The organism is Burkholderia sp. ABCPW 14 (assembly GCF_001523835.1).
Lineage (GTDB): Bacteria > Pseudomonadota > Gammaproteobacteria > Burkholderiales > Burkholderiaceae > Burkholderia > Burkholderia mayonis.
Window position 1 is genome coordinate 1 of sequence record NZ_LOVS01000077.1, and the last position, 9,918, is coordinate 9,918.

The 9,918-nt window shown below is 70.6% G+C and carries 10 protein-coding genes; 7 read left to right on the forward strand and 3 right to left on the reverse strand.

The window, feature by feature from the left end; genetic code table 11:
* Positions 1–115: 115 nt before the first annotated feature.
* Together WS62_RS38060 and WS62_RS11605 are read right to left on the reverse strand one after the other, a co-directional pair.
* Positions 116–526, reverse strand: a complete 411-nt coding sequence (locus tag WS62_RS38060; protein WP_231748264.1) for a hypothetical protein — start codon at positions 524–526, stop codon at positions 116–118.
* Positions 527–742: 216 nt separating this feature from the next.
* Positions 743–1,351: a cysteine dioxygenase gene (locus tag WS62_RS11605; RefSeq protein WP_066570970.1), complete on the reverse strand. Its 609-nt coding sequence runs from the start codon at positions 1,349–1,351 to the stop codon at positions 743–745.
* Positions 1,352–1,413: 62 nt separating this feature from the next.
* On the opposite strand from WS62_RS11605, the gene WS62_RS11610 reads away from it, so the two are divergent.
* A complete protein-coding gene (locus tag WS62_RS11610) occupies positions 1,414–2,397 on the forward strand; it encodes a LysR family transcriptional regulator (RefSeq protein ID WP_066570966.1) in 984 nt (327 codons plus the stop codon).
* Positions 2,398–2,489: 92 nt separating this feature from the next.
* Here WS62_RS11610 and WS62_RS11615 read toward each other — a convergent pair whose 3' ends face one another.
* On the reverse strand, positions 2,490–3,896 hold the full coding sequence (locus tag WS62_RS11615) for an acyl-CoA dehydrogenase family protein (RefSeq protein ID WP_082720896.1): 1,407 nt from the start codon (positions 3,894–3,896) through the stop codon (positions 2,490–2,492).
* A 356-nt stretch (positions 3,897–4,252) separates the two neighbouring features.
* Here WS62_RS11615 and WS62_RS11620 point away from each other — a divergent pair, with 356 nt between their 5' ends.
* The 6 genes from WS62_RS11620 to WS62_RS36265 all read left to right on the forward strand — a co-directional run.
* Complete coding sequence (locus WS62_RS11620) at positions 4,253–5,338, forward strand: LLM class flavin-dependent oxidoreductase (protein ID WP_066570972.1); 1,086 nt, start codon at positions 4,253–4,255, stop codon at positions 5,336–5,338.
* Between the two features lie 100 nt (positions 5,339–5,438).
* Positions 5,439–6,278: a class II aldolase/adducin family protein gene (locus WS62_RS11625; RefSeq protein WP_066570967.1), complete on the forward strand. Its 840-nt coding sequence runs from the start codon at positions 5,439–5,441 to the stop codon at positions 6,276–6,278.
* Positions 6,279–6,336: 58 nt separating this feature from the next.
* Positions 6,337–7,425 (forward strand): ABC transporter substrate-binding protein, encoded by a 1,089-nt coding sequence (locus WS62_RS11630; RefSeq protein WP_231748265.1) that lies wholly within the window; start codon positions 6,337–6,339, stop codon positions 7,423–7,425.
* A 4-nt stretch (positions 7,426–7,429) separates the two neighbouring features.
* Positions 7,430–8,584: an ABC transporter permease gene (locus tag WS62_RS11635; protein ID WP_066570968.1), complete on the forward strand. Its 1,155-nt coding sequence runs from the start codon at positions 7,430–7,432 to the stop codon at positions 8,582–8,584.
* The gene (locus WS62_RS11640; RefSeq protein WP_066570969.1) at positions 8,578–9,423 is read left to right on the forward strand and encodes an ABC transporter ATP-binding protein; all 846 of its coding nucleotides are present in this window, start codon (positions 8,578–8,580) and stop codon (positions 9,421–9,423) included. Before WS62_RS11635 ends, WS62_RS11640 begins: the two co-directional genes overlap by 7 nt.
* Positions 9,424–9,717: 294 nt before the next feature.
* Positions 9,718–9,918 (forward strand): hypothetical protein (locus WS62_RS36265; RefSeq protein WP_197422814.1); only part of this gene is annotated, 201 nt, incomplete at its 3' end.

Consider the following 9,918-nt stretch of genomic DNA (forward strand, 5'->3'; position numbering starts at 1 on the left):
GGATCGCGTTGAGCACTTGCAGGTTCGGCAGGCTCACATTGCCTCGCTGTCGCGGCAGGCAATGTTCGATCTGTTTGAATTGGGCTTCGGAGATTTCCATCCCCGAAGCATAACCTTAAATCAATGTAGTGTGAACACGCCCTAGGGACACCGAAGCGGAATCGGGCGCGATAGCGGACATGGACGCGGGCGTGAAAGCGGCATCGCGATGCGAAGCGGATGAAAGAGCGGTCACGGAATCGATGCTCATCGGATCAGGACAATGGAATGTATGGATGACGAACGATGCGTCGCGCGACGTTGCTGCGGATCGAAGCGCGGCGCGAGTAAAGAACCGATCGGTCGAACGCATGCGCGACATCGCCGAGTCGAATCGGCATGCGTCGCGCGCTGCGACGCCGGATCGGAACCAAGCACGCCGTGCGGCGCAACATCGCGGCACGGCGCGCAAGCGAACGACATGCGCGACGAAGCAAACGCGCGGCGCGCGCGCACCGCCTTCGCGCCGGATCGAACGATCGACCATCCCGATGCGCGATCCTCACGCATCGACGGCCCATGCCGTGCAGCGCGACGCCGAAGCACATCGACGCTCGGCGCGCAACGCGGGGCCGGCGCAAGCCGACGCGCAGCAAGCGATTCGCGACGAACGCAACACGACGCGCCGCTCGCCGCACGACTACGGCCGCGCCGCCGAATCACGCCACGCGCGCGCCGAAGGCCCGCCATCCGAAGCAAGCGATCAATCGACATCGACATGCGAATACCCGGACACGAACGGCTTGCGCGTGCCGTCTTCGCGATAGACCGAGCGCTCGACCGCGCCGATGTCCGCGCCATAGACGTGGATGCTGATCGACACGCGATCGGCGAACGCATTGGTCACGCGATGGATGTCGCCGACCGCGGGCGACACGGCCTCGACGCGACCCGGCTCGAGCCGCACCGCGTCGCCCGCCGGCAGCGGCCGGCCGTCACCAGGCGCGAGCGCATAAGGCTGCGAATACTCGGCGCCGCGCAGCATGCCGATCAGCCCCCACACCGTGTGGTCGTGGATCGGCGTCGTCTGCCCCGCCCCCCAGACGAAGCTCACGACCGAAAAGCGCGCGGCCGGATCGAGATGCAGCAGGAACTGCTGATAGCGCCCGGGATCGGAACGGGCGTACGCGGCGGGCAGCCAGTCGTCGCGCGCAACGAGGTCCGCGAGCAGCGCCGCGCCTTCGCGCAGGATGCGCGGCTCGTCCGGCCGCGTGTCGACGAGCCGCTCGAACGCGGCGACGAACGCGCGCAGCGGCACGCTCGCGCGCAACGCAGCCGGAGAGGATTCGTTATGCAAAGAACGCGTGCTCATCGACAGCCTCTTCGAATATGATTGTTCGACATGATGCAACTCAAACTCCATGCAAGACAAACATGAAAATAAGCGATATCGACGCCTATGCGGCCGTGGTCCGCTGCCAGTCGCTGAGCCAGGCGGCGGCCGAGCTCGGCATCACGCAACCGGCGATCACGCGCCGCGTGCAGAACCTCGAGGAGGCGCTCGGCGTCGAGCTGCTCGACCGCAACACGAAGCCGCCCCGCCCGACCGAGATGGGCTGGCGCGTGCACGACCAGTGCCGCGCCGTGCTGCGCGAGATGCGCGCGCTGCGCGAGCTCGTCGCCGAGCCGCTGTCGCCCGCGGGCGCGTTCCGGCTCGGCGTCACGCATGGGATCGGCGAGCTGCTGCTGCTCGATCTGCTCGCGATGCTGCGCGACCGCTGGCCCGCGCTCGCGCCGCAGGCCGCGACCGGCTGGGGCGGCGCGCTGCTCGATCAGCTCGGCCACGATGAACTCGACGCGGCGCTCGTGTTCCTCGCGCGCGAGGTCGCGCTGCCGCCTCAGGCCGCGGGCGAGCGGCTGCTCGGCACGCGGCTCGTCGTCGTCGCGCGCAAGGGCGACTTCCGCCGTCGCAGCTACCGGCTCGCCGATTGCCACGCAGCCGGCTGGGTGCTCAACCCGGACGGGTGCGGATTCCGCGCGAGCCTGAAACGCGCGCTCGATGCGCAGCGGCTGCCGCTGCGCGTCATGCTCGACACGTACGGGCGCGAGCTGCAGTTGCAGAGCGTCGCGAATGGGCTCGGCCTCGGGCTCGCGCCGCTGCCGCTCGTCGAGATCAGTCCGCTGCGCGATGCGCTCGACATCGTGCCGCTCGCCGATTTCAAGCCGCAGATCGATCTGTGGGCGCTGCGGCGCGCGGACGCCGCGCGGCTCGCCGCGCCGGCCGGCGCGATCGGTCAGCTCGCGCGGGCGCGGTTTCGCGCGCTCGGCGATGCGCATGCGCCGCATGCGGCAATCGATGTGCGGACGTCGCACGGCCGAGCCGGCCGCCGCGCGAAGCGGCAGCGCGATACCGCGTGAGCTCGAATCTCCATGCGCCCGTTTTTCCGTTCGCGCCGCGCGCTGCGGCGCGGCGCGCGCCACCAGCCGCCCCGCGCGACTCACAGCCCGACTCATCGCGCATCGCCATGTGCGGCGAACGCGGCGCGCCCCGCCGCGACGAGAATCGAATCGTTCTGCGGCGTGTGGGTCCGGCTGCACAGCACGTCGCGGTGATAGCGTTCGAGCGGGTTGTGACGGCTCAGCCCGTGATTGCCCGATAGCTGCAATGCAAGCTCCGTCACGCGGATCGCGTGGCTCGTCACCGTGAATTTGACGAGTCCGCTCGCGTCGACGTCGGGCGGCGCGCCCGCGTCGGCGCGCGCGGCAACATCGTCGAGCAGCACGCGGTTCGTCTGCAGCAGCGCATCGATCTCGCCGACGATCTCCTGCACGCGCGGCAGCGTCGCGAGCGGCGCGCCGAGGCTCGCCGGCGCGCGCGACTTCGCGAACCCGACCACCCAGTCGCGCGCCGCCCGCGCGACCGCGTCGTACAGGCTGCCGAGCAGCACGATCATCCACGCCTGCAGGTCGGCATGCGCGTCGACGTCGGCCTGGCTCGCGCCCGTCGGCGCCCACGCGTCGGGCGCGCGCAGATCGACTGCGTGATCGAACGGAATTCGCGCGTCGTCGAACACGACCTCGTGGCTGCCGGATGCGCGCAGCCCCAGATGATTCCAGCTTTCGATCACGCGGATGCCGTCGCCCGCCGCGCGCGTGCTCGCCGCATCGCGCGGCACGAGAAACTCGCCGACGCGCGGCGGCGCTTCGTCGGTCCGCGCCCACACCGCGAGCCAGCGCAGCGCCGGGATGCCGGTGCTGTACAGCTTGTGGCCGCCGATGCGCCAGCCGTCGCCGTCGCGGCGCGCGACGGTCGCGGGGAGCCCGCCGCGCGCGGGCGAGCCGAGCTCGGGCTCGACGCGCAGCGCGTTGATCAGCGCGCCGTCGGCCGCGGCGCTCGCGAACACAGCACGCCGCACGTGCGCCGGCCAGCGGCTGTCCGCGCGGCCGAGCGCGCGATGCTGCAGGTAGGTCATCGTCAGCACGAGCGCGGTCGCGGCGTCCGCATGGGCGATCGCGCCGACGATCCGGCGCGCGCGGGCGAGCGTCGCGCCGCCCCCGCCGCAGTCGCGCGGCGCGGCCTGCGCGATGAGGCCATGCGCGTGCAGCCATTCGAAATGCGCGTGCGGGAAGCTGCCTTCCGCGTCGTGCCGCGCGGCGCGCTCGGCGATGCGCGGCGCGAGCTCGGCGAGGCTCGCGGCAAGGCGCGCGTCTTCCGTATCCGCGATCGCCGCCGATTCGGACGGCGCGGCGGCGGACGGCGCGCGCTCGTTCGATGCGCCGGCGATGCGCGCATCGCCGGGCCGCCGCGCGCCGCCGTCCGGCTCGCGGCCGGTCGCCACGCCGTCGTCGTGCGAGCTCGCTCGGGGCGTATCGCCCTTCTCGCGCGCGACAGACGATTCAGTAAAAAGAGAAGCCATCTGCGGACATTCCGTCATCGAAGCCGATCTCGAAACCAGTCGATCGTCAGAGGAAGAAAACCGTTCGCCCGAGATGCGAACGAGATGCGAACGACATGCGAACGAGATGCGAACGACATGCGAACGAGATGCGAACGACATGCGAACGAAACGGATCGCCCACAGCGTAAGCTGCGCCGCCGCACCCGGCAAACCATGCAAATAATATATGGATTCCGATATTTATTATTTATTCCATGCATGATCCTGGCGGTAATCTGCGCTCCAGATTCCCGGTGCGCGCTCGCATCGCAGCCGCGCGCCGGGCAGGCATCGAACCGCCCGGCATGCCCGGGCGCCCCGCATCGGAGACCCAGATGAGCGTCGAGATCATCGGCATGATCCAGAGCCAGAAGCAGTCGGAAATCCATCCGCCGACCGGCAACGCGGTCGACCGCGACTATGTCCGCGCATTCGCGCAAGCGCACGAGCGCGCCGGCTTCGACCGCATCCTCGTGCCGCACCATTCGACGGGACCGTCGGCGACGCTGACGATCTCGTACGCGGCGGCCGTCACCGAGCGGGTCCACTTCATGCTCGCGCACCGTCCCGGCTTCACTGCGCCGACACTCGCCGCGCGCCAGATCGCGACGCTCGACCAGTTCAGCGGCGGCCGGCTCGCGGTCCACTTCATCTCGGGCGGCGCCGACGACGAGCAGCAGCGCGACGGCGACTTCCTCGACCACGACGCGCGCTACGCGCGCACCGACGAGTATCTCGGCATCCTGCGCCGGATCTGGACCGAGGACCGGCCGTTCGATCACGCGGGTGTCCACTACCGCTTCAGGCAGGGCTATTCGGAAGTGAAGCCCGCGCAGAAGCCGCACGTGCCCGTGTATTTCGGCGGCGCGTCGGACGCGGCGCTCGCGGTTGCCGGCAGGCACGCGGACGTCTACGCGCTGTGGGGCGAATCGCTCGACCAGGTGCGCGACCTGACGACGCGCGTGCGCGCCGCGGCGGCCGCGCACGGACGGCAATTGCGCTTCTCGGTATCGTTCCGGCCGATCCTCGCCGCGACCGAGGACGCAGCGTGGGCCCGCGCGCACCGGATCCTCGATGAGACGCGGCGGCTGCGCGAGGCGGCCGGGCTCGGCATCGGCAGCCCGCAGCAGAGCGAGGGCGCGCGGCGGCTGCTCGCCGCGGCCGAGCGCGGCGCGCGCGTCGACAAGCGGCTGTGGACCGAAATCGCGAAGCTCACGGGCGCGCGCTCGAACTCGACCGCGCTCGTCGGCACGCCCGAGCAGGTCGCCGACGCGCTCGCCGACTACTACGACCTCGGCGTGACGACGTTCCTGATCCGCGGCTTCAACCCGCTCGACGACGCGATCGACTACGGCCGCGAGCTGATTCCGCGCGTGCGCGAGCGCGTCGCCGCGCGCGACGCCGCCCGCAAGGTCGCGTGAACGCGCGACGGCCCGCTCCGCCCTCGCGTCGCCAGCCGGCCGATCAATCGATCGACCGATCGACCGATCCGCCCATCCGTCAGCCAACGCCATCCACGCCATGTCCGCCGCCCAGCTCGCCGAAACTCGCCCCGTGTCCGGTCTCGCGCTCAATCCGCAGCCACAGCAGAAATTCTGGTTCGATCCGCCCGCGCCGCGCATCGGCGTCGAAGCGGAGCGCCGCCATCGGCGCGAGCGGCTCGCCGGCGCGTTCCGGCTGTTCGCGCGGCACGGCTTCGATCTCGGCCTCGCCGGCCACATCACCGCGCGCGATCCGGCGCTGGCCGACCACTTCTGGGTCAATCCGCTCGGCGTGCATTTCTCGCGGATCAAGGTGTCCGACCTGCTGCTCGTCAACAGCCGCGGCGAGACCGTGATCGGCGACCGGCCGCTCAACCAGGCCGCGTTCGCGATCCATGCGGCGATCCACGATGCGCACCCGCACGTCGTCGCGGCCGCGCACACGCATTCGACGTACGGCAAGGCGTGGTCGACGCTCGGCCGCCCGCTCGATCCGCTGACGCAGGACGCGTGCGTGTTCTTCGAGGATCACGCGCTCTTCGACGACTTCACCGGCATGGTCGTCGACACGAACGAAGGCGAGCGGATCGCGCGCGCGCTCGCGAAGCCGGGCGGCGGCACGCACAAGGGCGCGATCCTGCGCAATCACGGCATCCTGACCGCGGGGCCGAGCGTCGAGGCGGCCGCGTGGTGGTACATCGCGCTCGACAACGTCGCGCGCACGCAGTTGTTGGCCGAAGCGGCGGGCGCGCCCCGCCCGATCGACGCCGCCACCGCGCGCCATACGCACGGGCAAATCGGCGGCCCCGAAGGCGCGCTGCACGCGTTCGAGAGCCTGTACGCGACGCTCGTCGCCGCCGAGCCCGACCTGCTCGATTGAGCGCGATCGACGCACGATCGCGCCGCCTCATCACTCGCTACGCCCGGAGATCCTCGCCATGACACGTGCCCTCGATGCCTCTTCGTCCGAGACCTCTTCGTCCGATGCCGCGCCCGCACGCGACGCGACCGCGCAAACGCCGACACCGCCCGCGCCGAGCCGCCGCAAGCTGCTGCGCGCGGCGGGCGCGGCCGCGCTCGCGGCCCCGGCGCTGACGCTCGGCCGCCGGGTCTGGTCCACGCCGCCGCTCAGGAAGCTCACGTTCGCGTGGAACCAGAACGCGTTCTGCCTCACGCCGATCGTGGTCGCCAAAGAACTCGGCTTCTTCGAGAAGAACGGCCTGTCGGTCGACCTGATCAACTACAGCGGCTCGACCGACCAGTTGCTCGAATCGATCGCGACCGGCAAGGCAGACGCCGCGGTCGGCATGGTCCACCGCTGGCTGAAGCCGCTCGAAGCCGGCTTCGACGTGAAGATCATTGGCAGCTCGCATGGCGGCTGCGTGCGCCTCGTCGGCGCGAAGGCGGCGGGCGTCACGTCGCTCGCGGCGCTGAAAGGCAGGACTGTCGGCGTGAGCGACCTCGCCGCGCCCGGCAAGCACTTCTTCTCGATCCTGCTCGCGAAGCACGGCATCGATCCGGAGCGCGACATCACGTGGCGGCAGTATCCGGCCGACCTGCTCGGCGTCGCGGCCGACAAGGGCGAGATCCACGCGATCGCCGACGGCGACCCGAACCTCTACCTGCTCGAGAAGCGCAGCCGCGGCGCGTACGTCGAGCTCGCGACGAACCTGTCCGGCGAGTACGCGCGCAAGGTGTGCTGCGTGATCGGCGCGCGCGGCGCGCTCGTGCGCAACGACCGGCCGGCCGCCGCCGCGCTCGCGCGCTCGATCGTGCAGGCGACCGACTACACGCACGAGAACCCGAACGAATCGGCGAAGGTGTTCGCGAAATATTCGCCGAAGATCGATCCGGAAGATCTGCGCAAGCTGTACGCGACGCTCACGTACACGCACCATCCGACCAACGTCGATCTGCAGAGCGAGATCGCGTTCTATGCGGACGACTTCCGCCGGATCGGCGTGATCAGGAAATCGACCGACCCGCAGCGCTTCGCGCAGCAGGTCTATGCGAACGTGCTGGGGTGATCCGATGGCGACGCTACATGATGCATCGTCCCCGGCGCCGTCCGCCGCCGCTGCCGCCGCCATCGAAGGCGGGCGTCGGGGCGCGGCGGCCGCCGCGAGGCGCGCCGCTCGCGCGCCCGCGCCCGCATGCGGCGCGTGCGCCGCGGCGGGCGACCCCGCCGCGCGCCGCACGAACGCAGCAGGACTCTGGCGCGCGGGACTCGTCGCAACCGTCGCGTGGCTCGCGCTCGGCGCGATCGCACGGCAGTGGCCGAACCGGATCGTCGGCTTCGCCGACTGGGCGTACACCGACGCGCTCGGCGTTGCCGCGTGGGTCGTCGCCGCCGCGCTGGCGGCGCTCGCGGGGCTGAGCGCGTTCGTGCGCGTGGCGCCCGGCGCGCGCGCCGGCGCCGCGCTCGCGACGCTGCGGCGCGCGGGACCGTGGCTCGTCGCGCTGCCGCTCGGTCTCGCCGCGTGGGAGATCCTGACCGCGAAGACCGCACTGCTGCCGACGCCGTTCTTCGCACCGCCGCAGGCGCTGATCGAGGTGTACGTCGACGACTGGCCGCGCCTCGCCGGCAGCGCCGGCAACACGCTGAAGCTGCTCGGCATCGGCTTCCTGTATGGCGCGATCGTCGGCTTTCTGGTCGGCGTGTCGATCGGCTGGTCGCGGCGCATCGGCTACTGGGTGCACCCGGTGCTGCGCGTGCTCGGCCCCGTGCCCGCGACCGCGCTGCTGCCGCTCACGTTCTACTTCTTCCCGTCGAGCTATTCGGCCGCCGCGTTCCTGATCGCGCTCGCGACGGGCTTTCCGGTCGCGGTGCTCACGTGGTCCGGCGTCGCGAGCGTGAACAAAGCGTATTACGACGTCGCGCGCACGCTCGGCGCGAACGCGCGCTTCCTCGTGCTGCGCGTCGCGATCCCGGCCGCGCTGCCGCAGGTGTTCGTCGGCCTCTTCATGGGCTTGAGCGCGTCGTTCACGGTGCTCGTCACGGCCGAGATGATGGGCGTCAAGTCGGGCCTCGGCTGGTATCTGAGCTGGGCGCAGGGCTGGGCGTCGTACGTCAACATGTACGCGGCGCTCATCGTGATGGCGCTCTTGTTCTCCGGACTCATCACGCTGCTGTTCGCGGTGCGCGACCGGGCGCTCGCGTGGCAGAATGGAACCGTCAAATGGTGAGCGAAGCGACTGCGGCGCATACGGCCGGTGCGCACGGACCGACCTCGGCAAACGCGGCGTCGGCGGTGCCGGCGGCCGCGCCGAGCGGCGCGCGCATCGACGTGCAGCGCGTCAGCCACTGGTTCGACACGCCCGGCGGGCCGCTCAAGGTGCTCGACGACGTGACGCTGTCCGTCGCGCCCGGCGAGTTCGTCGCGCTGCTCGGGCCGAGCGGCTGCGGAAAATCGACGCTGCTGCGGCTCGTCGCGGGCCTCGACGCGGCGACGCAGGGCACGCTCCAGCAGGATGGCGCGCCGATCACGCGGCCCGATCCGTCGCGGATCGTCGTGTTCCAGGACCCGACGCTGTATCCGTGGCGGCGCGTGCGCGCGAACGTCGCGCTCGGGCTGCAGGCGCGCGGCGTGCTGAAGCGCGAGCATGGCCGCATCGACGAGGCGCTCGCGCGCGTCGGCCTCACCGAGTTCGCCGACGCGTTTCCGCATCAATTGTCGGGCGGGATGGCGCAGCGCGTCGCGCTCGCGCGGGCGCTCGTCAACGATCCGCAACTGCTCGTGCTCGACGAGCCGCTCGGCAAGCTCGATTCGCTCACGCGGCTCGCGATGCAGGCCGAGCTCGCCGCGCTGTGGCGGCGCGCGCGGTTCTCGGCGCTGCTCGTCACGCACGATGTCGAGGAGGCGCTCTTTCTCGCGCAGCGCGTGATCGTGTTCGGGCCGCGGCCCGCGCGCATCGTCGCGGAACTGCGCGTCGACCTGCCCTATCCGCGCCATCGCGGCGCTCCGCATCTCGCCGAGCTGCGACGCGAGGCGCTGCGGCATCTCGGGCTCGACGCGAGCTGGTAGGCGGCGGACGATGGACGGGAGACTGGGCGACGGCGCGTCGCTTTCGGTTTGCACGGGAGGCGGGTGCGGCGTCACGCGAGCGAAGGTGAAGGTCGCGGGCAGCGCGGGCCGCGATCGCCAGGATCGATCGAGACGATGGAATCGCTCCGGTCGATCAAGCGGGGCAAGTGACGGCGCGTTCGGTCGCCGGAGCCGTTGCATCGATCACTCGAGATGCGCGACGCCTGTCGAGCGTTCGTGCGATCCGGCTCGGATCGAATCTCCGAAACTTGTTGGATTGGCGAGCGCGGAAACATGCGGTGTGCGTTTGATGCGTCCGATGTGTTCGATGTGTTCGATGCGTTCGATGCGTTCGATGCGTTCGATGCGTTCGATGCGTTCGATGCGTTCGATGCGTTCGATGCGTTCGATGCGTTCGATGCGTTCGATGCGTTCGATGCGTTCGATGCGTTCGATGCGTTCGATGCGTTCGATGCGTTCGATGCGTTCGATGCG

Excerpts from the sequence above, each read along its gene's own strand:
- WS62_RS38060 (WP_231748264.1), bottom strand. The coding sequence starts at position 526 with ATGGTCGATCGTTCGATCCGGCGCGAAGGCGGTGCGCGCGCGCCGCGC.
- WS62_RS11605 (WP_066570970.1), bottom strand. The coding sequence starts at position 1,351 with ATGAGCACGCGTTCTTTGCATAACGAATCCTCTCCGGCTGCGTTGCGC.
- WS62_RS11610 (WP_066570966.1), top strand. The coding sequence starts at position 1,414 with ATGAAAATAAGCGATATCGACGCCTATGCGGCCGTGGTCCGCTGCCAG.
- WS62_RS11615 (WP_082720896.1), bottom strand. The coding sequence starts at position 3,896 with ATGGCTTCTCTTTTTACTGAATCGTCTGTCGCGCGCGAGAAGGGCGAT.
- WS62_RS11620 (WP_066570972.1), top strand. The coding sequence starts at position 4,253 with ATGAGCGTCGAGATCATCGGCATGATCCAGAGCCAGAAGCAGTCGGAA.
- WS62_RS11625 (WP_066570967.1), top strand. The coding sequence starts at position 5,439 with ATGTCCGCCGCCCAGCTCGCCGAAACTCGCCCCGTGTCCGGTCTCGCG.
- WS62_RS11630 (WP_231748265.1), top strand. The coding sequence starts at position 6,337 with ATGACACGTGCCCTCGATGCCTCTTCGTCCGAGACCTCTTCGTCCGAT.
- WS62_RS11635 (WP_066570968.1), top strand. The coding sequence starts at position 7,430 with ATGGCGACGCTACATGATGCATCGTCCCCGGCGCCGTCCGCCGCCGCT.
- WS62_RS11640 (WP_066570969.1), top strand. The coding sequence starts at position 8,578 with ATGGTGAGCGAAGCGACTGCGGCGCATACGGCCGGTGCGCACGGACCG.